Genomic DNA, 26,427 nt, shown 5'->3' on the forward strand with positions numbered 1-26,427 from the left:
TTGTGGGGCCGGATCATTAGAGTTCGAAAAAGGGTTGGCATGATACCCGCTCTCGATGACTGGTTAAAGGCTGAATTGGATAAAATCTGAGCAGTTATTTTCTTATCGCCAGCGGTTTGGTCGTGGACGAGCAAGTCAATAACCTGCCGTCCGAACCTTGACGCGCGCAATCAATCACTCGGGGGAGTGGAAACTCAAACTGTAGTTCACGGCCTTGTTGCCTGGGTCGAGAATGTCCAGGGCGATATGGATCGGGGTCTGGGACGGCATCTCGGTCTGGCCGGCCAACTCGCCGCTGAGGTATTCGGCGGGTTTGAAGCGCCGGCTGGCGATCATCCGGCCATTAAGGTCGGCAAAGCGCAGCTCCAGAAGCGGGAACGGCTGGGAGAACGTCGCACGGTTATAGATGATGGCATCCACCACCAGCGCGCCGGCAAACTCCGGATGGCTGCGCACCACCAGGTTGCTGCTCTTGATATGGGCAATATCCACCCGCGACGGCACGGTACAGCCCAGTTTCGGGCACAGTTCCTGGAACCATGGGCGGTACTTGTCCTGGCGGGCCAGGTCGTCGAACTGGTAGGCAATGTACTGGCCGGCGAGGGCGGCGGCGGCCAGCAGCACCAGGGTCAGCCAGAGCAGGCGGCGGCCCCAGCCGGCGGGGCGCTTGCCGGCGTAGAGGTGCAGCGGGTCGTCTTCCAGGTCCTGCAGCATCTCGTCATGGACGTTGCCCGTGGCGCGTGTGCGCTTGCGGCGTGGTTCAGGCTCGGGTTCGTCCGGCTCGCTGCTGAGCGTTGGCTCGGGCGGGTCGAGAGCGTCGTCGGCACGCAGCACGGGCTCATCGTCCACCTCGTGAATGTCGAAGGACATCGAGGGCTCGGTACGCTGGGGCTTGCCCGTGGGGGCCGGGGCTGGTTCGACGGTTTCCTCGGTGTGGGCGATTGTCGCAGCCCGTTCGTCCGGCGGGTCGCTGAACAGGCTGGCGGCCCACTGTTCTTCTTCAGCCTTGACCGTATCGCGGCTGGCGATCATCGACTCGTCTTTTTGCCGACGGTCCGCGCCGGCCTGGCGGCGGTCGCTGCCCTGGGGCTGGGTGTGTTGGATCTCCCGGCGCTCGAGCTTGGCCAATTCTTCGTCGAGGTTCAGGTGGTCCAGGTCCAGCTCTTCGGCGGTCCATTGCTTCTGGCTGATGGCGCGTGGCGGGGCTTCGGCAGCCGGCGCTTCAGGCGCGTGGGCGCGTTGCTCCAGCAGTTGCCGGGCGGCATTGAACACTTGCAGGCACGAGCCGCAACGAACCACACCACGGGCCACGCTCAATTGAGCATGGCTGGCGCGGAAGCGGGTTTGGCAATGCGGGCACTGGGTGACGAAACTGTCGGTCATGCGGCCATCCGATTCATGCAGGCGCTCATTCTAGCGCCGACGACCGCTGATGCGTACCCAGCCATCGCGGTTGGCGATGGGGTCCAGGTCGAAGTCCTGGGCGTAGGCGGCGGCGACTTCTTCGCCCTGCTCGGCGAGGATCCCCGACAGCGCCAGGCGCCCACCGGGCCTGACCAGGCTCGACAGTTGCGGAGCCAGCGAAACCAGCGGCCCGGCGAGGATATTGGCGACCAATACATCGGCCTGCACCTGAGGCAATTGCTCCGGCAGGTACAGTGGGAATTTGCCTTCAGGAATGTTGTTGCGCCCGGCGTTATCGCGGGAGGCCTCCAGGGCCTGCACGTCGATATCGGTACCGACGGCTTCCTTGGCGCCCAGCAACAGCGCGGCGATGGCCAGGATGCCCGAGCCGCAACCGAAGTCCAGCACGTTGCAGCCTTGCAGGTCCTGGCCGTCGAGCCATTCCAGGCACAGGGCGGTGGTCGGATGGGTGCCGGTGCCGAACGCCAGGCCCGGGTCCAGCAGCAGGTTGACCGCCTCAGGCTCCGGGGCCGCGTGCCAGCTTGGTACGATCCACAGGCGCTGGCCGAAACGCATGGGCTGGAAGTTATCCATCCAGCTGCGCTCCCAGTCCTGGTCTTCGATCACTTCGCTATGGTGCTCGGGCAGCGGGCCGCCGGTCAGCAGTTCCATATGGGCAAACACGCTGCTGGCGTCGGTGCCGTCTTCGAACAGGGCCAGCAAGTGGGTGTGGGACCACAACGGCGTGGTGTTCAGCTCAGGCTCGAAAATCGGCTGGTCTTCGGCGTCCATGAAGGTCACCGACACGGCGCCGACTTCGAGGAACGCGTCTTCATAGGTTTCGGCTTGTTCTGGGCTGATGGCGAGACGGACTTGCAGCCAAGGCATGGCGGGCACCTTTGAAAAAATGAGTGTGCAGCGGGGTGGGGCTGCGAAAGGGCGCAAGTTTACGCGAGAGCAGGCCAGAAGACGACACCACTGACAGCATGGGAGCCAAATGTGGGAGCTGGCTTGCCTGCGGTGGCGGGGTGTCAGCTTGCTCATCAGTGCCTGGCCTACCGCTATCGCAGGCAAGCCAGCTCCTACAGGGTTTTGTGGTGTTCTTGTGTGCGCATAAACGACAAAACCGCCCGAAGGCGGTTTTGTGGGTGGAGCACAAACTTACTGGTTGGCCAGCTTGTGTTCCAGGTAGTGAATGTTCACACCACCTTCGCAGAAGCCTTCATCACGAACCAGATCCCGATGCAGAGGGATGTTGGTCTTGATGCCGTCGACCACGATTTCGTCCAGGGCATTGCGCATACGGGCCATGGCCTCGTCGCGAGTGGCGCCCCAGGTGATCAGCTTGCCGATCAGCGAGTCGTAGTTGGACGGAACCTTGTAGCCGCTGTACAGGTGCGAATCGACGCGAACGCCGTTGCCGCCTGGTGCATGGAAATGCTTGACCAGGCCTGGACTCGGGATAAAGGTTTTCGGGTCTTCGGCGTTGATCCGGCACTCCAGGGAGTGACCGTGCATCTTCACGTCGTCCTGGGTAAAGGACAGCACGTTGCCAGCGGCGATGCTCAGCATCTCCTTGACGATGTCGATACCGGTGACCATCTCCGAAACCGGGTGCTCTACCTGCACACGAGTGTTCATCTCGATGAAGTAGAAGCGGCCGTTCTCGTAGAGGAACTCGAAAGTCCCGGCGCCACGGTAGTTGATATCGATGCAAGCCTTGACGCAGCGTGCCAGGACTTCCTGACGTGCTTTTTCATCCAGGCCCGGTGCCGGAGCTTCTTCCAGGACTTTCTGGTGACGGCGTTGCAGCGAGCAATCGCGGTCGCCCAGGTGGATGGCGTGGCCCTGGCCGTCGGACAGTACCTGGACTTCCACGTGACGTGGGTTGGTCAGGTACTTTTCCAGGTAGACCATCGGGTTGCCGAACCAGGCACCCGCTTCGGAGCGAGTCTGCTTGGCCGCTTCGATCAGGTCTTCTTCCTTGTGCACCACGCGCATGCCGCGACCACCACCGCCGCCGGCGGCCTTGATGATCACCGGGTAACCGACTTCGCGACCAATGCGCAGGGCGGTTTCCTCGTCTTCCGGCAGTGGGCCGTCGGAGCCTGGAACGGTTGGCACGCCGGCTGCGATCATCGCGTCCTTGGCCGACACCTTGTCGCCCATCAGGCGAATGGTCTCGGCTTTCGGGCCGATGAAGGCGAAGCCGGATTTTTCCACCTGTTCGGCGAAATCGGCGTTTTCCGCGAGGAAGCCGTAGCCAGGGTGGATGCCGTCAGCGCCGGTCACTTCAGCCGCGGCGATGATGTTCGAGACCTTCAGGTACGAGTTCGTGGCCAGTGGCGGGCCAATGCAGATGCTTTCGTCCGCCAGTTTCACGTGCATCAATTCGGTATCGGCCGTCGAGTAAACAGCGACGGTCTTGATGCCCTCTTCCTTACAGGCGCGCAGGATCCGCAGCGCGATCTCGCCGCGGTTGGCGATCAGGACTTTTTGCAGTTTCTTCGCAGGTTTCAACATCGAAGGCGCTCCGCGGTTCAAACGATGGTGAACAGCGGCTGGTCGTACTCAACCGGCTGACCGTTTTCTACCAGGATGGATTCGATGACGCCGGCTTTTTCGGCCGTGATGTGGTTCATCATCTTCATCGCTTCCACGATGCAGATGGTGTCGCCCACTTTCACGGTCTTGCCCACTTCAACGAAGGCTGGCGAGGTCGGTGCCGGGGTGCGGTAGAAAGTACCGACCATTGGCGACTTGACCACGAAACCGTTCAGCGCAGGGGCAGCAGGTGCGGCAGGTGCAGCGCTAGCAGCAGGTGCGGCGGCTGGAGCAGCAGCGGCAGGCGCCGGCGCTTGCATCTGGGGTGCGTAGAACTGTTGGGCCGGGGTCTTGCTGTGACGGCTGATCCGTACGGATTCTTCGCCTTCCTTGATTTCCAGCTCGTCGATACCGGATTCTTCCAGCAGTTCGATCAGTTTCTTAACTTTACGGATATCCATGAATCATCAACTCCCAAGGGTCGGTCAGGGGCGTTTAGCCTGTTCTTCAATGTGTTCCAGGGCGGCCTCCAGGGCCAGTCGGTAACCGCTGGCGCCAAGGCCGCAGATCACTCCTACCGCTACGTCGGAGAAGTAAGAGTGATGGCGGAAAGCTTCGCGTTTATGCACGTTCGATAAATGCACTTCGATGAATGGGATGCTCACCGCCAGCAGCGCGTCACGTAAAGCAACACTTGTGTGCGTAAAAGCGGCGGGATTGATCAGGATAAAGTCCACGCCTTCGCTGCGCGCGGCGTGAATGCGATCAATCAATTCATACTCGGCATTGCTTTGCAGGTAAAGCAGATGGTGGCCGGCTTCACGGGCCCGTCGCTCCAGATCGAGGTTGATCTGTTCGAGGGTGACTGCACCGTACACACCCGGTTCGCGGGTGCCGAGCAGGTTCAGGTTGGGTCCGTGCAGAACCAGTAAGGTCGCCATCGGCTGTTCCTTGTTATTGATGTGGGTACGTCAGAACCCGGCGACTATGCCGCAAAGCCTTTGTGACTGTCCAGTTCTCTGCAATAGCCAGCACGATTAGCGAGGATTGCGCAAAATTTGTGACTAGGGCCTTGGATCCGGTCATTGGTAACACGGTTGCGAGTACACAGGAGATCAAATGTGGGGGCGGGCTTGCTTGCGAATGCGGTGGGTCAGTGATGGATAGGTTGACTGATACACCGCATTCGCGAGCAAGCCCGCTCCCACATTTTTGATGTCCGTCTGATTTGGAGGATGGAATCAGACGCGAAATGCCTGCACTGCCGTGTTGAGTTGCCCGCCGAGCACCAACAGATGTTCGCCCTGGCGGCGGCCCTGGCCAATGCGCAACAGGTTGTCCTCACCCAACTGGTGGATGCGCTCGCTATTATCGCGGATCTCACTGACCGCGCCGCTCTGCTGGGCCGTTACATCGGCAATCCGGATGGCTGTGTCGGAAATGGTCTGGATCGCGCCGACGATTTCGTCCAGTGCGCCGTCGGCCGCTTCGGCTTGCTGGGCGGTGGCTTCGGCGTGTTCGACCTGGGCGCGCATGCCTTCCACCGATTGCCGTGCTGCGGTTTGCAGGCCGGCGATCAAGGTCTGGATCTCGGCGGTGGCGCCCGCCGTGCGCTGGGCCAGGGAGCGTACTTCGTCGGCGACCACGGCAAACCCACGCCCGGCCTCGCCGGCGCGGGCGGCTTCGATGGCGGCGTTGAGCGCCAGCAGGTTGGTCTGCTCGGCAATCGAGCGGATCACCGTGAGCACGTTGCCAATGGTCGCGGACTCTTCGGCGAGTTTCTCGATCATTTGCGCATTGCCCTGCACTTCGCCCACCAGCGCGTGCAGGCCGGTCAGGCTCAAGCCGATCACCCGTTGCCCATGCTCCACGGCCTCGCCGGCGCTGCGGCTGGCCCCGGCGGCCTGGCTGGCGTCACCCGCGACCTGCTGGATAGTGGCCTCCAACTCGCCCAATGAATCACGGATTTGCGCAGTGTCCCCGGCCTGGCGTTCGGCGCCGTCATGCAGGCCGCCGCTCAGTTCGGCCAGGGCGCGGCTGCTGCCGGCCACTTGCTCGGCATTTGCGCGAATAGTGCCCACCAGGTTCACCAGGTAAGTCCGCAGGCGATTGAGCGAGGCTTCAATATCATGCAGTTCACGGTTGGTTGCACCCAGGGCGATCTCCTGGCTGAAGTCGCCCTCGGCCCAGGTCGACAGGGCCGGCGCCAGGCTGGTCAGCACCCGCGCCAGGCGCCGTTGCAGGGTGTCGATGAGCAGGGCGATCAGCAGGATCAGGCCAATCATTACGCCTTGGATCACCCGCACTTCGCCCTGGATTCGAGCGTGCTGGGCGCGCACTTCGGGCTCCAGCGCAGCAATGGCGTGCTGCACGGTGTTGATTTTCAGGTGGGTGGCGGCGGCCAGTTCGGTACGTTTCTGGATTTGCTCGCGGGTCCGCGCCAGTTCGGAAGGGTAGCGCGTGAGCAGGCTGTTGAGCTCGCGCTTGAGGCCTACGCCGGTGTCTTCGGCGACCGTGGTTTCGCTGCTTTCCAGGCCCATCAACGCCGAAAAATCATCGCTGTTGGAGGCACTGCTGGCGGTCACGCCCAACAGTGGTAGCTGCTCAATCAAGTCCGCCTGGCTGCGGATGTTGGCCAGTTCACGCTCCACATCGGCCGCCAGCTCGCTGCGCCCACTGCTCACCAGTTTGTCCCGCGCCAGGGATAGCCGCCCCAGATGCTGCGCGGCGGCGAGCAACGGTGGTAGATAACGCGCCGCGTCCGGTGAGCTGACGCCGATGGCGTACTGGCTCAGTTGCTCCAGATTGGCCCCCAGCTCCCGCTCGGCTTGCAGCAGCAAGGCTTGTGGGTCGCCGGCCAGCTTGCCGGCGGCCAGCAGGTCGGTCTTGCTGAAACCCTCAAGGTCCAGCAAGCCGGGGCGCAATTTTTCGCTCAGCTCAGGCGGCAGTTCGTCCAGGTTCAGCGCCAGGCTTTCCAGGCTATGGCCGGCAGCGCTCAGGCGCAAGGCATCGCCGCTGGCCAAATAGTCGTCGATATTGCGCGCGGTCTGGTTCTGGAAGGCTTGGGACAGGCCCAGGTAGCGCTCCATCAGCACATAAGGGCGTTCAAGCGCCCGTTGCGACCACCAGAGCGTAGCGCCCAGGGCCAGGCAAACGGCGACCAGCAGAAGGGTATTGAGATTTGTCAGCAGCTTCAGGCGCATGCGTGGTTTCAACCAACGGCGGAAGAATAAGTGCCTGAAGTTATTGCGTTTTCGTTACAGCGTTATGACGGACTGAGTGGAATCCGATGAAAAGGTGGCACTTTGCCTTGATGTGCCTGCGGCGTGCACGCGATTGCGCCCGGCGTCCTTGGCCCGGTACAGCGCTTCGTCGGCCTGGGCGGCCATCATCAGGCTGTCGGAGCCGTCGCACAGCTCGACCACTCCGGCGCTGAAGGTGCACCACAAGTCCTGGGGCTGGGCCGGGTAGTGGATTTCGGCAAAGCGCCCACGGATTTCATCGAGCACTTTGCAAGCGGCGTCCAGGTCGGTGTCGGGCATCACGATGGCGAATTCTTCGCCGCCGTAACGGCCGATGTAGTCGGTCTTGCGCAGGCGCTGCTTGAGAAACAGCGCCAGGCTCTTGATCACGCGATCGCCCATGGGGTGGCCGTGGCTGTCGTTGACCCGCTTGAAGTGGTCAATGTCGAGCATGGCAAAGCTCAACGGCTTGTTCTCGCGGCGCGAGCGGAAGCTGCAGTCTTCCAGCAGTTGCAGGATATGGGTGTGGTTGTACAGGCCGGTCAGGCTGTCGCGCACCATCCGCGCCTTGAGGTGGCGGGCGCGGGCGGCGCGGTTGCGTACGGTGGTGATCAGGTGGCGCGGCTTGATCGGCTTGGTGAGGAAGTCGTCGCCGCCTTCGCTCATGGCGTCCAGCTGTTTATCCAGGTCATCTTCGGCCGACAGATAAATGATCGGCACGCTGACATAGCGGTCATTGTGGCGGATCACCTTGGCCAACTCGGTGCCGGTACAGGCTGGCATATACATGTCGAGGATGATCAGGTCGGGCTGGAAGTCCGCCAGCTCGGCCATGGCCTGAATCGGCTCGATCAGGGTGCGGGTGACGATCCCGGCGCTGTTGAGCAGGCGTTCGGTGTGCATCGCCTGGGCGCGGGAGTCGTCGATGATCAACACTTTATAGGGTTCGTACTGGGCGACGCAGGTCAGCACCTCGATTTTTTCCAGCAGGCTCGACGCCTCCAGGGTCCCGGTAAGGAACTCCTGGCCACCGGCGCGCACGGCGGCCAGGCGGGTGGGGGTGTCGGTTTCGTGCAGGCTGAAGAACAGCAGCGGCAGTTTCTGCTCCAGGCCTTCCTGGGCTTCGGCGGCCAACTTCAGGCCCAGGCCGGCGCCACAGAAGTCCACGTCCATCACAATCGCCGCCGGCAGGCGTTCGGCCATGGACGAACGGAAGGCGGCCACGCTGTCCAGGGACTGCGCACTCAAGCCAAAGAATTCCAGCTGCTTGGCCAGGCGCTCGGCGCGGTCGTGATCGGCGAGCATCACGTAGATCGGCTTGCGCATCGGCGGCAGGAAGGTCTGGTCCAACTGGTCGCCCTGACGCAGGCCGGTCCGCGACAGGCGCTGCATCAAACGGTTGAGGTCGGTGATCAGGTGACTGCTCAGGCGGCCGCGGTTTTCGTCCACGGCTTTAAGCGACTCGATGATGTGCCGGGCCAGTTGGCCATGCTCGGGTTGTTCGAAGCGTTCGGCAAAACGCAGCAGGCGCAGATTGGCCTCGCTGAGTTCATTCAATTCGGCGTTCGACCATTCGCTGCGCTGTAAACGCTGCCAGATCTCAAGAATTTGACGCGCCTGATGAATTACCCGCTGGGCAAAGTGGTGCTTGAGACGCTCACGACTGGGGTCTTCTGGCTCGGTCATATCCTGACTACTAGGTAAGGGTGCATGCTGAGGTCGACTGGTGGCTCTATGCTAGCACCTCTTTTCATTCGCACGAGTGTCATACGTCAATTAACTGCAGCGTCCTGTGGATTCATTTGCTGACCCTTGGGTCGCGTAGGCGCATCGGCGCCCATCCTTTATAGTTGAGTGCCAGCTTTACGCCACCTTGATTAAAAGCCCCGCACCGACGGGCACGATGGGGTAGGGTTGTGGTCGTAGCTATTGAACTCAAGTGACTGAAAGGATATCCGCCATGCTGGACTGGAAAAACCGTGCAGGCAGCGCCCCAGGCCCAAGCCCTGCGCCCAAGTCGGCCTCCCGCAGCTATTTTCGTAATCTGTTGATGAGCCGTGCCCTGATGACCCTGGTGGTGATTTACCTGTTGGTCACCGGTGGCCTGGGCTGGTATTGGAGCCAGGAGCCAGCGTTGTTCCCGGTCCAGCAAAACGCGCAAATTGCCGCCGAAAAAGACGGCAAGCAAATGGTCATCGGCTTTACCACTGTCGAAACCGTCAAGACCGTGGTGGGTACCCTGCTGAACAAGCCTGGTGGTTATATTTCCAATGACCGCTTCCCGCCTGGGTTGTGGATGGACAATATGCCCAGCTGGGAATATGGCGTGCTGGTGCAGGTGCGTGACCTGACCCGTGCCCTGCGCAAGGACTTCGCCCGCTCGCAATCGCAATCGGCAGAAGACGCCGACCTGGCCAAGGCCGAGCCGCGCTTTAACTTCGACAACAAGAGCTGGGTGCTGCCCTCCAGCGAATCGGAGTACCAGGAAGGCATCAACTCCCTGAACCGCTATCAGGCGCGCCTGTCCGACCCCAACCAGAAAGGCGCGTTGTTCTACGCGCGTGCCGACAACCTGAACAACTGGCTGGGCGATGTTGCTACCCGCCTCGGTTCGTTGTCGCAGCGCCTGTCGGCCAGTGTCGGCCGGGTCAAGCTCAATACCGCGCTGAAAACCGAAACGCTGGCGCCGGGCGAAGTGCCGCAGCTCGATGAAGAAGTGGTGGAAACCCCATGGATGCAGATCGACAACGTGTTCTACGAGGCCCGCGGCCAGGCCTGGGCCCTGTCCCACCTGCTGCGCGCCATCGAAGTCGACTTTGCCGACGTGCTGGCCAAGAAAAACGCCACCGTCAGCGTGCGCCAGATCATTCGTGAGCTGGAGGCGTCCCAGGAAACCCTGTGGAGCCCGATGATCCTCAATGGCAGCGGCTATGGCGTATTGGCCAACCACTCGCTGGTGATGGCCAACTACATCTCCCGCGCCAACGCGGCGGTGATCGACTTGCGTCAACTGCTGAACCAGGGTTGAGTCATGGTCGATAGCGCCAAGGAGGTCGCGCACCGCGCGGCCTCGGATGCCGAACACATCGCCTGGGTCGACGAGCAGGACAACCTGCTCGGCGCCCTGGTGCGTGCTGACCTGCGCGAGCGCGGGCTGATCGGGCGCGGCACCTACATCATGCTGTTTAACTCGAAGGGTGAACTGTGCGTGCACCGGCGCACCCTGAGCAAAGCCATCTATCCCGGTTATTGGGACGTGGCGGCGGGCGGCATGGTCGGGGCTGGCGAGACCTACGAGCAGTCGGCCGCCCGTGAGCTGGCAGAAGAATTGGGCGTCAGCGGTGTAGAACTGACCGCCCACGACCACTTCTTTTTCGAGGATACGGGCAACCGGCTCTGGTGCTCGGCGTTTTCGGCGGTCTGGGATGGGCCGCTGCAGTTGCAGCCCGAAGAGGTGCTGGAAGCGCGTTTTATGTCCATTGAGGCAGTCCTGGCCGATATCGAGCAAAAGTCCTATTGCCCCGACTCCCTGGCCGCCTTAAAACGCTATCTGGCGGCGCGTCGCTAAAGTTGCATAAATTGGCGCCATTTGGCTCTTAGCAAGTAGGCTTTTTGCCGTTACACTGCGCGACTTTTCAAGCCGAACTGCCTTGGCGGTTCGGTAGCGCTGCCCCTGCCTGAGTGGGGCTTCGCGGTTGGTGGCCGGTTGACGGGCACTGATCAGTCTTCATCCTCCCAAGAGGATTGCCGGTGGCCAAAAAAGCCGCATCCTTCGCCGCCCTTGGTGGCCTGGTGTTTTCCACCGACGCAGGTCGGCATTGCCCGGACTGTCGCCAGCCCGTGGACGCCTGTACCTGCAAACAGACCCTGATTCCCGAAGGTGACGGTATTGCCCGCGTACGCCGCGAGAGCAAGGGCCGTGGCGGCAAGACGGTGACCACCATCACCGGCGTGCCTCTGGCGGCCGAGCCACTCAAGGAGTTGGCCACCGTGCTGAAAAAGCGCTGTGGCACCGGTGGCGCCCTGAAAGACGGGATCATCGAAATCCAGGGCGATCACGTCGAGTTGCTGTTGGCCGAGTTGATCAAGCTCGGTTACAAGGCGAAGAAATCCGGCGGCTAGCAGCCTCTGTGAAACCCGCACCGACGAGCGCGCTCGTCGTTTCCATGGTTTCACAGAGCCTGTTCCTGACCGGTGTCTAAACTCTGTCCTGCGAGCGGGGTCTACCTCTCTCACAGGCAAATCGTCATTTTCACTCTTTAGACTGCGCCAGCCTCTGACTTGGGTGGCGCTCTTCGACTTTATATAGGGGACTTCGATGTCCGTACGACGCACACGCAAAGACGATGGCAGCCAATGGACAGTTGCGGACAGCCGCAGTGTTTACGGGATTCGCCATTGGGGGGCCGGATATTTCGCGATCAATGATGCCGGTCGCGTTGAAGTCCGTCCGAACGGCCCGAACAGCTCGCCCATCGACTTGTACGAGCAAGTGGACGAGCTGCGCAAAAGCGGCCTGTCCCTGCCATTGCTGGTGCGCTTCCCGGATATCCTGCAAGACCGCGTGCGCCAGCTGACCGGCGCCTTCGACGCGAACATCGAGCGCCTGGAATACCAGAGCAAATACACCGCGCTGTACCCGATCAAGGTCAACCAGCAGGAAGCGGTGATCGAGAACATCATCGCCACCCAGGACGTGTCCATCGGCCTGGAAGCCGGCTCCAAGCCTGAGCTTCTGGCGGTCCTGGCCCTGGCACCGAAAGGCGGCACCATCGTCTGCAACGGTTACAAGGACCGTGAGTTCATCCGCCTCGCGCTGATGGGGCAGAAGCTGGGTCACAACGTGTTTATCGTGATCGAGAAAGAGTCCGAAGTGGGCCTGGTGATCGAAGAAGCCGCCAACCTCAAGGTCAAGCCACAGGTCGGCCTGCGGGTGCGCCTGTCGTCCCTGGCGTCGAGCAAGTGGGCAGACACCGGTGGCGAGAAGTCCAAGTTCGGCCTGTCGGCGGCGCAGTTGCTGTCGGTGGTCGAGCGCTTCCGCGCCGCGGGCCTGGACCAGGGCATCCGCCTGCTGCACTTCCATATGGGCTCGCAGATCGCCAACCTGGCGGACTACCAGCACGGGTTCAAGGAAGCCATCCGCTACTACGGCGAACTGCGCAACCTTGGCCTGCCGGTGGACCACATCGACGTCGGCGGCGGCCTGGGCGTGGACTACGACGGTACCCACTCGCGCAACGCCAGCTCGATCAACTACGACATGGATGACTACGCCGGCGTGGTGGTGGGCATGCTCAAGGAATTCTGCGACGCGCAGAACCTGCCGCACCCCAACATCTTCTCCGAAAGCGGCCGCTCCCTGACCGCTCACCACGCCATGCTGGTGGTGCAAGTCACCGACGTCGAGAAACACAACGACGACGTGCCGGTGATCGAGAACAAGGAAAGCCTGCCGGAAACCGTGCAATGGCTGGTTGACCTGCTGGGCCCGACCGACATTGAAATGGTCACCGAAACCTACTGGCGCGCCACCCACTACATGAGCGACGTGGCCGCCCAGTACGCCGACGGCAAACTGACCCTCGCGGAAAAAGCCCTGGCCGAACAGTGCTACTTCGCCGTATGCCGCCGCCTGCACAACTCGCTCAAGGCCCGCCAGCGCTCGCACCGCCAGGTGCTGGACGAACTCAATGACAAGCTGGCCGACAAGTACATCTGCAACTTCTCGGTATTCCAGAGCCTGCCGGACACCTGGGCCATCGGCCAGGTACTGCCGATTCTGCCGCTGCATCGCCTCGACGAAGAGCCGCTGCGCCGTGCAGTACTGCAAGACCTGACCTGTGACTCCGACGGCAAGATCAAGCAATACGTCGACGAGCAGAGCATCGAGACCAGCTTGCCGGTGCACGGTTTGAACGAAGGCGAAGATTACCTGCTGGGCATCTTCCTGGTGGGCGCCTACCAGGAAATCCTCGGGGACATGCACAACCTGTTCGGTGACACCGACTCGGTGAACATCTACCAGCGCGACGACGGCACGGTCTACAGCGCCGGGATCGAGACCCACGACACCATCGAAGACATGCTGCGCTACGTGCACTTGTCGCCGGAGGAGTTGATGACCCACTACCGTGACAAGTGCGCCAGCGCGAAGATCACGGCGGCGGAGCGTACGCAGTTCCTGGATGCTTTGCGCCTGGGCCTGACCCGCTCCTCGTACCTGTCTTCCTGAATTATCAGATGCGCGGCGCCTCATCCACGTCATAACGGTCGCGCAGCGGAACGCCCATTTCCTCACGGAGGGCGTTTTCCGTGAAGGGATAAGGGTTGACGTTGGTCGCTGGAGTGTTGGGGTTATTGTCAAAGTCGAAAGGCGTGGCATCCGTGGGAATTCCAACCACTTGGTATTCCTCGTTGTTTACGGTTCTCGGCACTCCGCCTCTGAGGAGGGGGGCTCCATTAGCGTCCTTCAGGATTTGTTTGCCAGGTATGCCCGTCCCTGTGGCTCCATTGAACGCGTGAGCGAGTTCATGATGGAGCGTAATCTCCGGGGAGATGGAAAAGGTCTGGTCAAAGTCAGCGGGTTCGAAAACGATTTCGGGCTGGGTCGAAACTGAACCCGGTTTGTTGTCTTTTATATAACCAAACTCAGGGCGGAAAGGGTCTTTCCTGAGCTCAGCGTTTGAGGTGTACTCATTCCTGAATCCGTAGGCGCTAAAGCCTGGGGTGTGCGATTCGGTAAGGACGATAGGCCTATGCCCGTCTTCAACAAATTGATCCATGGCTTCGAGTGCTTTTTGACCCGCTGGTGAGGCTCTTAGTCGGTCTATAACATCTTCCGTCTGTTCTATGAATTGTTCTGTACCTTTTATTACCAAGCCTTTTCTACCGCTCTCGGAATATGTAACAGGGATGATTTTAGAGTTGCCTTGGTTGTTAATTGTGTCGGTAGATTTGGCATAGATCTTATCGTTTTTATCATAAGAGTTAATGGTGTCGGCGCCCTCGCCGCTATAAAAAGTAGTCCGGTAATAACCACTCAGTGTGTCATTGCCCCTTCCCCCGTTTAGTACAACCTTGCCAGGCCCAGCATAAAGATGGTCATCTCCCCTATCGCCGTTGAGGAATAACACTCTGTTGGCAGGACCAAAGCCTGCATACAGGTGATCGTTTCCTTTTCCTCCCGATATCGCAGCGTTGCCCGTGCCGGCAGTAATTGTGTCGTCGCCATCACCGCCAGTTACCGCCATATCGCCGGTGCCCAGGCGTATGTGATCGTTTCCTTTTCCACCGATCACGGTCCCCACTCGCCCATTTGAAACAATATCGTCATCACCGTCGCCGCTGTTTATGTGCATTTCGATGTTGACGTACTTGTCGACGGTAATGCGGTCATTGCCTCCAGCAGTGTTGATCCTCAGTGAGTGCGCGTTGTTGTTTGCTGTCAGTGGGAGTTTGTAGTCTTTGCCATTGATACGCGCGTTGAGCTGGTGGTTTGCGCCTACGGTAATACTGACGTTGTCAGCCCGGTCGGAGGTGGTAATCAGCACTCTGCTGACACCGGGCACACGCTTGCCTTGAGGGTCTGTTTTATAGGTTGAAATCTGCTGGATCTTGGTGTTTCCATCATCCGCTAAAACGCTGATATGTGGGGTGCCGACCGGTTCCGCCGGTGGAGTGACGCGTGGTGAAAGGGGGGCTGCGGTTGCTGGTGTCGGGAGTATATTCATTCACAGACCTACCTTGGATGAGAGGTGATGTTTGACCTCGAAGGTGTAAATGCTCTGTGGTCTGCTCCCCGAAAACAGCCAAGCTGTTTTGTAACAATCAACAGATAGCCCGCGTTCTCAGGGTTGGCCGAGCCAGCGGTCCTGTTTGTTCAGTCGCCACGCAATCGCCCACAACGTCAGACTGCGCACCGCCATAAACAGCAGGAACGTTATCCACAGCCCGTGGTTACCCAAACCCTGCAGCGCCCAGGCAAGCGGCAGCATAATCAGCACCGTCAGCAGCATGCCATTGCGCATCTCCCGCGCACGGGTCGCGCCGATAAACAAACCGTCCAACAAGTAACTCCACACCGCAATCAACGGCAGTACCGCAAGGTACGGCAGGTAGAGATCGGCGGTTGCGCGCACGCTGGGGATATCGGTCTGCATGGCGATAAACAGGTGCCCGCCGAAGGTAAACAGCAGGGCGAAGCCGAGACTGGCGATCAGCGACCAACCGCAAGCGACCACCAGTGAGCGGCGCAGGGCCTGACGGTCACGGGCGCCGATGGCGTGGCCGCACAGCGCTTCTACCGCGTGGGCCAAACCGTCCAGGGCATGGGCGGTCAGCAACAGCCCGTTGAGCAGCAGGGCATTGGCCGCGACGGTGGCATCGCCCAACCGTGCGCCTTGCACCGTGATCATGAAAAACACCGACTGCAGCGCCAGGCTGCGGATAAAGATGTCGCGGTTGACCGCCAGCAGCGCGCGCCAGCTTTGCCAGACCTTGAGCGCCGCCCAGGCGATATGCCCAGGGTAGGCGCGCAGGGCTTTTTGCGTGAGGGCCAGGCCGAGCAGGGCGCCGGTCCATTCGGCAATCACCGAGGCCCGTGCCGAACCGACTACGCCCCAGTCCAGGCCCAGCACAAACCACAGGTTCAGGGCGATATTCACCAGGTTAGTGGTCAACAGAATCGCCAGCGGCGCCCGGGCGTTTTGCGTGCCCAGGAACCAGCCCACCAAGGCATAGGTAGCCAGGGCGGCGGGCAGGCCGAACAGGCGGGTGTGGAAGAACTCGCGGGTCAGTTGATTCAATTCGGCGGAGGGCTGCATCCACTCCAGCGCCAGGTGGCTCAGGGGAATGCCCACCGTGCCCAGCACCATCGCCAACCCCAGTGCCAGCAGCAGACCTTGCAGCAGGATTTGCCGCAGCGCCGCGCCATCATTGCGCCCGGCGGCCTGGGCGGCAAACCCGGTGGTGCCCATGCGCAGAAAGCCCATGGCCCAGGCCAGGAAGGTATACAGGCTGGCCCCTACGGCCACGGCGCCCAATTGGTGGGCGTGGGGCAGGTGGCCGATGACCATGCTGTCCACCAGCGCCACCAGCGGTACCGAAATATTCGACAGAATCATCGGCGCGGCCAGGGCCCAGACACGGCGGTGAGTGGGGCGATGACGCCAGTCGGTAAGTAAGGTGGACATGCGGGCTCCTTGGGGGAGCGGCATTGTAACGCTGCCTGGGCAGCATCGCAGACCCAATGTGGGAGCAGGCAAGCCAGCTCCCACAGCAGGTCCCAGCGTTGTGGGTGGCAATGTCGGCATGATGAAGGCTCATGGCTGCGCTGATGAGCTTTCGCTTCTGGCCAGCACGCGAGGCTGAGTTAAATACCCGCCTTCTCCTCAGAACAGCCAAACTCCATGGATAACTCCGATATCGCGATCACCCTGGTCCTGATCTCCGCCTTCATGCACGCCACCTGGAACGCTGTTGTCCGAGCCGGCAGCAGCCGCTTCATGACCCTGGCCGTCGTCGATGGCACGGCGCTGGTGATCTGCCTGGCGGCGCTGCCGCTGGTCAATGTGCCGAGCCTGCAAGTCTGGGGTTATGTACTGCTCTCGGTGATATTGAATACGGTCTATCGCCTGTTTCTGATCAAGGCCTATGAGACGGGCGACTTCGGTCAGGTCTACCCGGTGATGCGCGGTGTGCCGCCGGTGCTGGTGGCGTTGTTTTCCTACTTTCTGCTGCATGAGCAACTGTCGTTCCAGGCGATGGCCGGGGTGTTGTTGATTTGCCTGGGGATCATCAGCCTGACATTTGTACGCAGGATGACCGCGCACATGCTCAAGCCGATCCTGATGGCGGTGGGCGCTGGAGTGTTTATTGCGTCCTACACAGTGGTGGACGCCAAGGGTGTGAGAGCCAGTGAAACGGTGCTGCAATACATTATTTACCTGACGGTGTTCCAGAGCATTCCTATCCCGCTGCTGGCGTTTTGCAAGGAGCGTGCGGCACTTGTCCAGGCCATGGGCAGTCATTGGCGAGTGGGGGCCTTGGGGGGTGTTTTTTACCTGGCATCCTACGGCCTGGTGTTGTTCGCGCTGTCGCTGGACGCGGTGGCCAAGGTCTCAGCGCTGCGGGAAACCAGTGTTATTATCGGCGCCATTATTGCCGCGCTGTTCTTTCATGAACGGTTCGGCTGGCGACGGATGCTCTCGGCGTGCGTCATTGTTTGCGGGATCATCCTGATCAAAGTGAGCACTTGATGGCTCAGCGTCCTCCACCCACTGCGATGCTTCAGGCTTTTGTCAGCGCCGCGCAAACGGGCAGTTTCGCGCGTGCGGCATCTGAGCTTAACCTCACCGCCAGTGCCATCAGCCATCAAATTGCGGGCCTGGAAGAGTGGTGGGGCGTGCAGTTGTTTGAGCGGCACTCGCGCGGCGTCAAGCTGACGTCGGCAGGGCACGCCTTGTTGCCGGTCACTGATGGGTTTTTCAAAGGGCTGGAGGCGGCGTTGCAGGTTCTCAATCCGCGCAAAGCCCAACCGTTGTACCTCTCGTGCACCTCTTCACTCTGTTCGACCTGGCTGATTCCCAGAGTGCATGGCTCGCATACTGACGCCTCGTTCAATCTCGACCTGGTGCTGACCAGCGCAGATATGAGCCCTGCCAGCCTGGGTGCTCATCAATTTGATGTCGCAGTAGTCATAGGGGGCGGGGACTATCCGGAGCATCATGTCGAGTTGCTGATGCGCGATGCGGTGTTTCCCGTATGTTCGCCGGCGTTTTATCGCGAGCATGGCGATATTGCGCCGAAGGATATCGCCCGGTACCCATTGATTCACCGGGCGGATGATCAGATCTGTCCGGGGTGGGAGAGTTGGTTTGCGTTCCAGGGGGTGGCGGCCCCCCCGTATCACCCTGGGCCTCGGTTTCCGGATTCGAGCCTGGCTATAAGCCTTGCGCTCAAGGGGGCTGGGATCGCACTGGGCAGGACGGCGTTGGTATATGACCAGTTGGAAGAGGGGGGATTGGTTGCCTTGAGCAGCCCGGTGATGATGTCGCCGGCGGCGTACTACATTATTTGCCGCAAGGGTCGACAGTCCGAGCCGGCCATCGCCCGGTTGATTGAGTGGCTCAAGCTCAGCGCGGGTGAGTTTCTGCGGGAGGTTGGGGCGAGGCATCCGCAAATAGCGGGCGCTGGAGCATTTCAGAGGTAGGGTTTGACCTGACTTGGTCTGCACACAGAACCAAATCGCCCTCCGTCGGTCAATGTGATCGCCACCATCACCCGCTTCACTGGCGCTGATATATAGTTCACCCCTCAGACACCCTCACAACGAGTGCCCCATGCTTAACAAAGGATTGTTCCTGGCCTGCGCGCTGGCCCTGCTGAGCGCCTGCGATTCTTCCGACAAACCAGCAGCGCCAGCGGCCCCTGCGGCAGCGGTGACGGCGCCGGCCAAGGCCGCGGTAGACGTGGCGACGCTCAAGCAGCGTTATGCCGGCCGTGAGTTAAGCGTGGTGGACGTGTCTGAGGTGCAACTGGATGGCGCCAGCACCTTGTCGGTGAGTTTTTCGATCCCGCTGGACCCGGACCAGAAGTTCGCCGACAAGCTGCACCTGGTGGACAGCAAATCCGGCAAGGTCGACGGTGCCTGGGAGCTTTCCGACAACCTGATGGAGCTGCGCCTGCGTCACCTGGAGCCCCAGCGCAAACTGGTGCTGACCGTGGACGCCGGCCTGCGTGGGGTGAATGACGCCAAGCTCGCCGCCGAGTACGTCAGCCGCCTGGAAACCCGCGACCTGCAAGCCACCGTCGGCTTCGCCAGCCGTGGCACCCTGTTGCCCACCCGTCTGGCCGAAGGTTTGCCGGTGATCGCGCTGAATGTCGACAAGATCGACGTCGAATTCTTCCGCATCAAGCCCGAATCGCTGCCGGCGTTTCTCGCCCAGTGGGGCCGCAATACCAGCCTGCAAAGCTATGAGTCCCGTGAACTGCTGCCCATGGCCGACCTGGTGTACGGCGGCCGTTTCGACCTGAATCCTGCGCGCAACACCCGTGAAACCCTGCTGCTGCCCATCGCCGGCCTCAAGCAACTGCAACAGCCGGGCGTGTACCTGGCGGTGATGCGCGCCTCGGGCACTTACAACTATTCGCAACCGGCCACGCTGTTCACCCTCAGTGATATCGGCCTGTCGGTGCACCGTTACGCCAACCGCCTGGATGTGTTTACCCAGGCGCTGGAAGGCGGCAAGGCACTCGATGGCGTCGAGCTGGAAATCCTCGATGCCGAAGGCCGCGTGTTGGGCCAGGGCAAGACCGAGAAGGGCGGCCACGCCGAACTGCCATTGCCGAAAAAGGCCCAGGTACTGCTGGCCAAGCAGGGCGAGCAAACCAGCCTGTTGCGCCTCGACAGCGCAGCGCTGGACCTGGCCGAGTTCGATATCGGCGGCCAGCCCGCGCACCCGCTGCAATTCTTTGTGTTCGGCCCGCGTGATCTGTACCGCCCTGGCGAAACCGTGCTGCTCAACGCCTTGCTGCGCGACAAGGACGGCAATGCCGTCAAGCCGCAGCCCGTGAGTGTCGAAGTGCGCCGCCCGGATGAGCAGGTCAGCCGCAAATTCGTATGGGACGCCGATGCCTCTGGCCTCTATCAGTACCAGTTGCAGTTGGCCGGCGAAGCGCCGACCGGGCGCTGGCAACTGGTGTTCGACCTGGGTGACGGTAAGCCGCAGCTGTATGAATTCCTCGTCGAGGACTTCCTGCCCGAGCGCCTGGCCCTGGAACTCAAGGGCAGCGACACGCCGTTGAGCCCGGCGGACAACGCCGTTATCCAGGTCAACGGCCGCTACCTCTACGGCGCCCCGGCGGCGGGCAATCGCCTGAGCGGGCAAGTGTATGTGCGCCCGCTGCGCGAGGCGGTCAAAGCCCTGCCGGGCTACGAGTTTGGCTCGGTAACGGAAGAAGAGCTGAGCCAGGATTTTGAACTGGACGAAAGCGTGCTCGATGCCCAGGGCCAGGAAAAGCTGACCCTGGAAAGCAAATGGAGCGAGGCCAGGTCGCCGCTGCAACTGATCGTGCAGGCCAGCCTGCAAGAGTCCGGCGGGCGCCCGATCACCCGCCGCCTGGTACAGCCGGTATGGCCGGCCGAGCAACTGCCCGGCCTGCGCGGCTTGTTCGATGGCAAGGAGACCGATGGCGATGGCCCGGCGGAATTCGAAGTACTGCTGGCCAACCAGCAAGGTGACAAGCTGGCGGCGGACAACCTCAAGGTCCGCCTGATCCGCGAGCGCCGCGACTACTACTGGAACTACTCGGACAACGACGGCTGGAGCTATCACTACAACGAGAAATTCCTCAACCTCGATGAGCAGACCGTCAACATCAAGGCCGGCGATACGGCCAAGGTCAGCTTCCAGGTGGAGTGGGGCCCTTACCGCGTCGAAGTCGAAGACCCACAGACCGGGTTGATCAGCAGCAAGCGCTTCTGGGCTGGCTACCAGGCCCAGGACAACACCGAAGGCGGCGCCGTGCGCCCGGACCAGGTCAAGCTGGCGCTGGACAAACCGGCATATGGCGATGGCGATACGGCCAACGTCACCGTCACCCCGCCGGCAGCCGGCAAGGGCTACCTGTTGGTCGAATCCAGTGAAGGCCCGTTGTGGTGGCAGGAAATCGAGGTGCCGGCCGAAGGCAAGAGCTTTGCAGTGAAGCTCGATCCGAAATGGTCGCGTCATGATCTGTATGTCAGCGCGTTGGTGATCCGTCCCGGCGAGCGCAAAGCCAACATCACCCCCAAACGCGCCGTGGGCTTGCTGCACCTGCCGTTGGATCGTACCCAGCGCAAACTGGGCCTGACCCTGACTGCACCGGAAAAAATGCGCCCCAAGCAGCCACTGACGGTCAAGGTCGCGGCAAAAAATGCCGATGGCAGCGTGCCGAAACAGGTGCATGTGCTGGTGGCGGCGGTGGACGTGGGCATCCTCAATATCACCGAGTACCCGACCCCGGATCCTTACTCCAGCCTGTTCGGCCGCAAGGCGTATGGCGTGGATCAGTTCGATATCTATGGGCAGTTGATCGAAGCCGGCCAGGGCCGCCTGGCCAGCCTGGCCTTTGGTGGTGACGCGGCGCTGGCCAAGGGCGGTAAGCGCCCGGACACCAGCGTCACCATCGTCGCCCTGCAAAGCGCGCCGGTGACCCTGAACGAGAAAGGCGAGGGCGAAGTCAGCGTCAATATCCCCGACTTCAACGGCGAGCTGCGCCTGATGGCCCAGGCCTGGAGCGATGACCGCTACGGCATGGCCGAAGCCAAGACCGTGATCGCCGCGCCCTTGATTGCCGAGCTGTCGGCCCCACGCTTCCTTGCTGGCGGCGACCAGACGCGCCTGGCGCTGGACCTGTCCAACCTGTCGGGCAAGGCGCAGAAGCTCGATGTGCAACTGACCGCCGAAGGTCAACTGACCCTGCTGGGCGAGCCATCGCAAAGCGTGCAACTGACCCAGGGCCAGCGCACCACCTTGCAGATTCCAGTGCGTGCGCTGGGCGGTTTTGGCCAGGGCAAGATCAAGGTCACGGTCAACGGCCTGGACCTGCCGGGCGAGAACCTGCCGGCGTTTACCCGCGAATGGACATTGGGCGTGCGTCCGGCTTATCCGGCGCTGCTCAAGCAATACCGCGCAGTGCTCAAGGACGAAGCCTGGAGCCTGCCGGACAGCGAACTGGCCCTGTTTGAACCGGCCGGGCGTGAGGCACTGTTGAGCCTGTCGAGCCGCCCGCCGTTGAACCTGGGCGAGCAGATCCGTGCGCTCAAGGCCTACCCGTATGGCTGCCTGGAGCAAACCGCCAGCGGCCTGTACCCGTCGCTGTACGCCGACGCCGCCGTGCTGACACGCCTGGGGTTGACCGGCGAGCCGGATGCCGAGCGCAAACGCAAGATCGAACTGGGCATCGAGCGCCTGCTGGGCATGCAGCGCTACAACGGCAGCTTTGGTTTGTGGGGCGCCGATGGCGAGGAAGAATACTGGCTGACGGCGTACGTCACCGACTTCCTGCTGCGCGCCCGCGACCAGGGTTTTGCCGTACCGCCTGAAGCGCTGAAAAAGGCCAGCGAACGCCTGCTGCGCTATGTGCAGGAACGCAATCTGATTGAAGTCGACTACAGCGACAACGCCGACCACACGCGCTTTGCCGTGCAGGCCTACGCCGGGCTGGTGCTTGCGCGCAGTCAACAGGCGCCGCTGGGCGCATTGCGCAGCTTGTTCGAACGCCGCAGCGATGCGCGTTCCGGCCTGCCTCTGGTGCAGTTGGCGATTGCCTTGCAGAAAATGGGCGACCAGCCGCGCGCCGACCAGGCATTGCTTGCCGGTTTGGCGGTCAAGCGCAAAGCCAATGAATGGCTGGCCGACTACGGCAGCCCGCTGCGTGATCAGGCGATGATCCTGGCCTTGCTGGAAGAAAACGACCTGGCCAAAGGCAAGCGTGAAGAGCGCCTGTTCGAGCTGTCGGACCAGATGGCGGCCAGCCCATGGCTGTCGACCCAGGAGCGCAACTCGCTGTTCCTCGCCGGCCGTGGCCTGCTGGGCAAACCGGAAACCAACTGGACGGCGCAGTTGAGCAGCGGCGGCGAAACCCGCGAGCTGAACAACGGCCAGTCCGGCCTGAAGCTGGAAGGCCCGTTGCTGGCTTCACCGCTGACCCTGCGCAACCCGGGCAGCGAGCCGATTTACCAGCAACTGAGCATCTCCGGTTATCCACAGCACGCGCCGGTAGCGGGTGGCGAAAACCTGAGTATTCGTCGTGAGTACCTGGGGATGAACGGCCAGCCGCTGAACCTGCAAAACCTGCGCAGCGGCGACTTGGTGCTGGTGCACATTGCGGTCAGCGCCAACAAGCAACGGGTGCCGGATGCACTGGTGGTCGACCTGCTACCAGCTGGCCTGGAGCTGGAGAACCAGAACCTGGGCCAAAGCGCCGCCAGCCTGGAAAACGCCAGCAGTCAGGTCAAGGAATGGCGCGAGTCGATGCAGAATGCGTCGATCAAGCATCAGGAATACCGCGATGATCGCTATGTGGCCGCGCTGAACCTGGACGGCTACGGCACCACGCACCTGCTGTACCTGGCCCGCGCTGTCACCCCTGGGACTTATCGCGTACCGCCGCCGCAAGTGGAGTCGATGTACCGGCCGAACTGGCAGGCCGTGGGGGAAACCCCAGTGGATATGGTGATCAAGGGGCGTTAAGCGCCTCCTGTAGGAGCTGGTGCTGCCTTTAATGTGGGAGCTGCCCGCGATAGCGGTTTTTCAGCCGATGTATTCGGCGACTGACACACCGCTATCGCGAGCAAGCTCGCTCCCGCAGGGTCTGTATTTAATGCACAACCCAACTGAGCAGCCACAACCCCAGCATCAACCAGATAATCCCCATGATGATCGAGGCCCGCATAAACGCCCGGACTGCCGAGTACAGCAGCATCAGGCCAATGATCAGGGTGATGATGCTGATGATCGAGGTGTCCATGCCCAGGGTGCGCGACAGGCCGTCGATAAAGTTGCCGCCGGCATTGGTCAGGGCGCCGAACAAGCCGCTGAGCCCGTCGACGATAAAGCGGATGACCGAACCGAGCGCCTGGCCCAGCCATTCGAAAAAGCTTTCTACCTGCATATGAGTTTCCTGATGAAAGGGTGGGCGTATCTGCCGGACCTGAGCCTTTGGTCGCCAATCCCTTGGGCGAGTTCCCTAGAAGCATAGAGGTTTGCCCGTTTGAATTTGCGAATAGTTGCACGCGCTACCCTGGGTAGCCTGCTGGTGGTGATAGCCCTGCTGTGGCTGGCCGACCGCCTCTGGCCCCTGCCGTTGCCCAAGGACGACTTGGCCCGCGTGGTACTGGCGGAGGACGGCACGCCGTTGTGGCGCTTTGCCGATGCCAACGGCGTATGGCGTTACCCGGTGGCGACCGATGAAGTCTCGCCGTATTACCTCGATGCGCTGCTGACCTACGAAGACCGTTGGTTCTACCAGCACCCCGGCGTCAACCCGCTGGCCCTCGTGCGGGCGACCTGGCAGAACCTGACCGGCGCGCGGGTAGTGTCTGGCGGCAGCACCTTGTCGATGCAGGTGGCGCGCCTGCTCGATCCCCATTCGCGCACCCTGCCGGGCAAGTTGCGCCAGCTGTGGCGCACCGCGCAACTGGAGTGGCACCTGTCCAAAGACCAGATACTCAACCTGTACCTCAATCGCGCGCCCTTTGGCGGCACCTTGCAGGGCGTGGCGGCAGCCAGTTGGGCGTATCTGGGCAAGTCGCCGCAACAGCTGACCCGCGCCGAAGCAGCGTTGCTCGCGGTACTGCCCCAGGCGCCGAGCCGTCTGCGCCCGGACCGCCACCCGCAGCGCGCCCAGGAGGCCCGGGACAAAGTGCTGCGGCGCCTGGCCGAGTTCCAGGTGTGGCCGCAATCGGCGGTCGACGAAGCCCTGGAAGAACCCCTGTTGCTGGCGCCGCGCCTGGAGCCCAGCCTGGCGCCGCTGCTGGCGCGCCGCCTGAACCGTCCCGACAGCCCGCCGCTGATTCGCACCACTCTCGACGCGACCCTGCAACGCCGTCTCGAAGACCTGCTGCTGGGTTGGCGCGCGCGGCTGCCGGAGCACACCTCGGCCGCGATCCTGGTGGTCGAAGAAGAAAGCATGGCCGTGCGCGCCTACCTGGGCTCGGTGGATATCAACGATGCGCGGCGCTTTGGCCATGTGGATATGATCAGCGCTCTGCGCTCGCCGGGCTCGACCCTCAAACCCTTCCTGTATGGCATGGCTTTGGACGCGGGGCTGATTCACTCCGAATCGCTGTTGCAGGATGTGCCTCGGCGCTATGGCGATTACCGGCCGGGCAACTTCTCCATGGGCTTTACCGGCGCGGTGCCGGCCAGTACGGCGCTGTCCAGCTCGCTGAACCTGCCGGCGGTGCAACTATTGGAAGCCTATGGGCCCAAGCGCTTTGCTGGCGAAATGCGCATCGGCGGCATGCCCCTGGCGCTGCCGGCGCTGGCCGAGCCGAACCTGGCGTTGATCCTGGGCGGCGCCGGCAGCCGCCTGGAAGACCTGGTCGGTGGCTACAGCGCGTTGGCCCGTGACGGCAAGAGCGCGGCCATCCGTTTGCAGCCCGATGATGTGCTCAAGGAGCGGCCGTTGTTATCGCCGGGTTCGGCGTGGATTGTGCGGCGCATCCTCAGTGGCCAGGCGCGGCCGGACCGTGATCCCCGGGCCGAGCTGGTGCAGCGCCCGGTGTTGGCCTGGAAGACGGGCACCAGCTACGGCTTTCGCGATGCCTGGGCCATTGGCGTCGGGCCGCGCTATTTGATTGGTGTGTGGATCGGCCGCCCGGACGGCACCCCGGTGCCCGGCCAGTTTGGCCTGGCGTCGGCGGCGCCGTTGATGCTGCAAGTGCACGATGTGTTGACCAACCGCGACAGCCAGCGCGGCATTACCGCACCCGTTAAACCCGTGCCGATGAATGTCGGCGTGGCGGCGATCTGTTGGCCCCTGGGCCAGCCCATGAGCCGCAGCGACGCCAATTGCCGGCGCCAGCGGTTTGCCTGGACGCTGGACAACACCACGCCGCCGACCTTGCAGGCCCTGGACCAACCTTTGGGTGTCGGCTTGATGGAAACCGTGTGGGTCAATGCCAAGGGCCTGCGCGTGGCGGCCAGTTGCCCAGGCGCGGTATCGCGGGACATTGCCCTGTGGCCGGCACCGCTGGAACCGTGGTTGCCGAGGATCGAGCGGCGTGACGCACGCATCCCCGCGCCAGACCCGGATTGCCCGCCACCGGCGCTGGCGGCGTCGTCGCCGTTGTCGGTGGTGGGTGTACGTGAGGGCGATCAACTGCGCTTGCCGGCGGGCAGCCAGCAGCAACTGCGCCTGAAGCTCTCGGCCCTGGGCGGCAGTGGGCGGCGCTGGTGGTTCCTCAATGGTGCGCCGCTGGGCGACAGTGCCAACCAGGACAGCATCAATGCCAGCCTGGAGCAGTTGGGGCGCTATCAACTGAGTGTGCTCGATGAGGCGGGGCAGACGGCCAGGGTTGAGTTCAGCGTGGTTGATTAAAATCGCCATCGCAGGCAAGCCGGCTCCCACAGTTTGATTTGTTAACACCGTCCAATGTGGGCGCTGGCTTGCCTGCGATAGCGCCCTGACAAGCACCGCAAATTTATTTGCCATCCCCGCCTTTGAGCCTGAAGCTATACCCCTTCAGGAG

At 62.1% G+C, this 26,427-nt stretch carries 18 protein-coding genes; 8 read left to right on the forward strand and 10 right to left on the reverse strand.

Features of this window, described 5'->3' with window-relative positions:
- Window positions 1-174: 174 nt before the first annotated feature.
- The 7 genes from HBO24_RS16405 to HBO24_RS16435 all read right to left on the reverse strand — a co-directional run bounded on the left by HBO24_RS16405 (window position 175) and on the right by HBO24_RS16435 (window position 8,876).
- Complete coding sequence (locus HBO24_RS16405) at window positions 175-1,383, reverse strand: DUF3426 domain-containing protein (RefSeq protein WP_057958209.1); 1,209 nt, start codon at window positions 1,381-1,383, stop codon at window positions 175-177.
- A 30-nt stretch (window positions 1,384-1,413) separates the two neighbouring features.
- Window positions 1,414-2,292 (reverse strand): 50S ribosomal protein L11 methyltransferase, encoded by an 879-nt coding sequence (gene prmA / locus HBO24_RS16410; protein WP_057958210.1) that lies wholly within the window; start codon window positions 2,290-2,292, stop codon window positions 1,414-1,416.
- Between the two features lie 273 nt (window positions 2,293-2,565).
- On the reverse strand, window positions 2,566-3,927 hold the full coding sequence (accC, locus tag HBO24_RS16415) for an acetyl-CoA carboxylase biotin carboxylase subunit (RefSeq protein WP_003188188.1): 1,362 nt from the start codon (window positions 3,925-3,927) through the stop codon (window positions 2,566-2,568).
- 17 nt (window positions 3,928-3,944) lie between these two features.
- On the reverse strand, window positions 3,945-4,409 hold the full coding sequence (accB, locus tag HBO24_RS16420) for an acetyl-CoA carboxylase biotin carboxyl carrier protein (RefSeq protein WP_057437565.1): 465 nt from the start codon (window positions 4,407-4,409) through the stop codon (window positions 3,945-3,947).
- A gap of 24 nt (window positions 4,410-4,433) precedes the next feature.
- On the reverse strand, window positions 4,434-4,889 hold the full coding sequence (gene aroQ, locus HBO24_RS16425; RefSeq protein ID WP_057437567.1) for a type II 3-dehydroquinate dehydratase: 456 nt from the start codon (window positions 4,887-4,889) through the stop codon (window positions 4,434-4,436).
- Between the two features lie 300 nt (window positions 4,890-5,189).
- The gene (locus HBO24_RS16430) at window positions 5,190-7,151 is read right to left on the reverse strand and encodes a methyl-accepting chemotaxis protein (protein ID WP_170060006.1); all 1,962 of its coding nucleotides are present in this window, start codon (window positions 7,149-7,151) and stop codon (window positions 5,190-5,192) included.
- 54 nt (window positions 7,152-7,205) lie between these two features.
- The gene (locus tag HBO24_RS16435; protein ID WP_115127297.1) at window positions 7,206-8,876 is read right to left on the reverse strand and encodes a PleD family two-component system response regulator; all 1,671 of its coding nucleotides are present in this window, start codon (window positions 8,874-8,876) and stop codon (window positions 7,206-7,208) included.
- Between the two features lie 274 nt (window positions 8,877-9,150).
- On the opposite strand from HBO24_RS16435, the gene HBO24_RS16440 reads away from it, so the two are divergent.
- From HBO24_RS16440 to speA, 4 genes are all read left to right on the forward strand, one after another.
- Window positions 9,151-10,218, forward strand: a complete 1,068-nt coding sequence (locus tag HBO24_RS16440) for a DUF2333 family protein (protein ID WP_057437575.1) — start codon at window positions 9,151-9,153, stop codon at window positions 10,216-10,218.
- 3 nt (window positions 10,219-10,221) lie between these two features.
- Window positions 10,222-10,758 (forward strand): NUDIX hydrolase, encoded by a 537-nt coding sequence (locus HBO24_RS16445; RefSeq protein WP_057437578.1) that lies wholly within the window; start codon window positions 10,222-10,224, stop codon window positions 10,756-10,758.
- Between the two features lie 182 nt (window positions 10,759-10,940).
- Window positions 10,941-11,312, forward strand: a complete 372-nt coding sequence (locus HBO24_RS16450) for a translation initiation factor Sui1 (protein WP_029297635.1) — start codon at window positions 10,941-10,943, stop codon at window positions 11,310-11,312.
- Window positions 11,313-11,508: 196 nt separating this feature from the next.
- Window positions 11,509-13,422: an arginine decarboxylase gene (speA, locus tag HBO24_RS16455; protein ID WP_029297633.1), complete on the forward strand. Its 1,914-nt coding sequence runs from the start codon at window positions 11,509-11,511 to the stop codon at window positions 13,420-13,422.
- Window positions 13,423-13,426: 4 nt separating this feature from the next.
- Here speA and HBO24_RS16460 read toward each other — a convergent pair whose 3' ends face one another.
- Both HBO24_RS16460 and HBO24_RS16465 read right to left on the reverse strand, forming a co-directional pair.
- Window positions 13,427-14,920: a M91 family zinc metallopeptidase gene (locus HBO24_RS16460; protein WP_170060007.1), complete on the reverse strand. Its 1,494-nt coding sequence runs from the start codon at window positions 14,918-14,920 to the stop codon at window positions 13,427-13,429.
- Between the two features lie 117 nt (window positions 14,921-15,037).
- Entirely contained in the window at window positions 15,038-16,381 is a 1,344-nt protein-coding gene (locus HBO24_RS16465; protein WP_057958218.1) for an MATE family efflux transporter, read from the reverse strand.
- 216 nt (window positions 16,382-16,597) lie between these two features.
- On the opposite strand from HBO24_RS16465, the gene HBO24_RS16470 reads away from it, so the two are divergent.
- The 3 genes from HBO24_RS16470 to HBO24_RS16480 all read left to right on the forward strand — a co-directional run bounded on the left by HBO24_RS16470 (window position 16,598) and on the right by HBO24_RS16480 (window position 23,425).
- The gene (locus HBO24_RS16470; RefSeq protein WP_170060008.1) at window positions 16,598-17,446 is read left to right on the forward strand and encodes an EamA family transporter; all 849 of its coding nucleotides are present in this window, start codon (window positions 16,598-16,600) and stop codon (window positions 17,444-17,446) included.
- Window positions 17,446-18,399, forward strand: a complete 954-nt coding sequence (locus HBO24_RS16475; RefSeq protein ID WP_170060009.1) for a LysR substrate-binding domain-containing protein — start codon at window positions 17,446-17,448, stop codon at window positions 18,397-18,399. The genes HBO24_RS16470 and HBO24_RS16475 overlap by 1 nt, the downstream gene beginning before the upstream one ends.
- Window positions 18,400-18,529: 130 nt before the next feature.
- The gene (locus tag HBO24_RS16480) at window positions 18,530-23,425 is read left to right on the forward strand and encodes an alpha-2-macroglobulin (RefSeq protein ID WP_170060010.1); all 4,896 of its coding nucleotides are present in this window, start codon (window positions 18,530-18,532) and stop codon (window positions 23,423-23,425) included.
- A gap of 127 nt (window positions 23,426-23,552) precedes the next feature.
- Here HBO24_RS16480 and HBO24_RS16485 read toward each other — a convergent pair whose 3' ends face one another.
- Complete coding sequence (locus tag HBO24_RS16485) at window positions 23,553-23,846, reverse strand: hypothetical protein (RefSeq protein WP_057437585.1); 294 nt, start codon at window positions 23,844-23,846, stop codon at window positions 23,553-23,555.
- 99 nt (window positions 23,847-23,945) lie between these two features.
- Between HBO24_RS16485 and pbpC the strand changes: the two genes are divergently transcribed.
- On the forward strand, window positions 23,946-26,276 hold the full coding sequence (gene pbpC / locus HBO24_RS16490; RefSeq protein ID WP_170060011.1) for a peptidoglycan glycosyltransferase PbpC: 2,331 nt from the start codon (window positions 23,946-23,948) through the stop codon (window positions 26,274-26,276).
- Window positions 26,277-26,427: the final 151 nt, after the last annotated feature.

The sequence above is a fragment of the Pseudomonas sp. WS 5410 genome, from assembly GCF_012985645.1.
Classification (GTDB): Bacteria; Pseudomonadota; Gammaproteobacteria; order Pseudomonadales; family Pseudomonadaceae; genus Aquipseudomonas; species Aquipseudomonas shahriarae.

What these genes read in the sequence shown, in the direction of transcription:
- HBO24_RS16470 (WP_170060008.1), top strand. Translation starts at nt 16,598, where the DNA reads ATGGATAACTCCGATATCGCGATCACCCTGGTCCTGATCTCCGCCTTC.
- HBO24_RS16475 (WP_170060009.1), top strand. Translation starts at nt 17,446, where the DNA reads ATGGCTCAGCGTCCTCCACCCACTGCGATGCTTCAGGCTTTTGTCAGC.
- HBO24_RS16465 (WP_057958218.1), bottom strand. Translation starts at nt 16,381, where the DNA reads ATGTCCACCTTACTTACCGACTGGCGTCATCGCCCCACTCACCGCCGT.
- HBO24_RS16485 (WP_057437585.1), bottom strand. Translation starts at nt 23,846, where the DNA reads ATGCAGGTAGAAAGCTTTTTCGAATGGCTGGGCCAGGCGCTCGGTTCG.
- aroQ (WP_057437567.1), bottom strand. Translation starts at nt 4,889, where the DNA reads ATGGCGACCTTACTGGTTCTGCACGGACCCAACCTGAACCTGCTCGGC.
- speA (WP_029297633.1), top strand. Translation starts at nt 11,509, where the DNA reads ATGTCCGTACGACGCACACGCAAAGACGATGGCAGCCAATGGACAGTT.
- HBO24_RS16460 (WP_170060007.1), bottom strand. Translation starts at nt 14,920, where the DNA reads ATGAATATACTCCCGACACCAGCAACCGCAGCCCCCCTTTCACCACGC.
- HBO24_RS16445 (WP_057437578.1), top strand. Translation starts at nt 10,222, where the DNA reads ATGGTCGATAGCGCCAAGGAGGTCGCGCACCGCGCGGCCTCGGATGCC.
- accC (WP_003188188.1), bottom strand. Translation starts at nt 3,927, where the DNA reads ATGTTGAAACCTGCGAAGAAACTGCAAAAAGTCCTGATCGCCAACCGC.
- HBO24_RS16480 (WP_170060010.1), top strand. Translation starts at nt 18,530, where the DNA reads ATGCTTAACAAAGGATTGTTCCTGGCCTGCGCGCTGGCCCTGCTGAGC.
- HBO24_RS16440 (WP_057437575.1), top strand. Translation starts at nt 9,151, where the DNA reads ATGCTGGACTGGAAAAACCGTGCAGGCAGCGCCCCAGGCCCAAGCCCT.
- HBO24_RS16405 (WP_057958209.1), bottom strand. Translation starts at nt 1,383, where the DNA reads ATGACCGACAGTTTCGTCACCCAGTGCCCGCATTGCCAAACCCGCTTC.
- HBO24_RS16430 (WP_170060006.1), bottom strand. Translation starts at nt 7,151, where the DNA reads ATGCGCCTGAAGCTGCTGACAAATCTCAATACCCTTCTGCTGGTCGCC.
- prmA (WP_057958210.1), bottom strand. Translation starts at nt 2,292, where the DNA reads ATGCCTTGGCTGCAAGTCCGTCTCGCCATCAGCCCAGAACAAGCCGAA.
- HBO24_RS16435 (WP_115127297.1), bottom strand. Translation starts at nt 8,876, where the DNA reads ATGACCGAGCCAGAAGACCCCAGTCGTGAGCGTCTCAAGCACCACTTT.
- accB (WP_057437565.1), bottom strand. Translation starts at nt 4,409, where the DNA reads ATGGATATCCGTAAAGTTAAGAAACTGATCGAACTGCTGGAAGAATCC.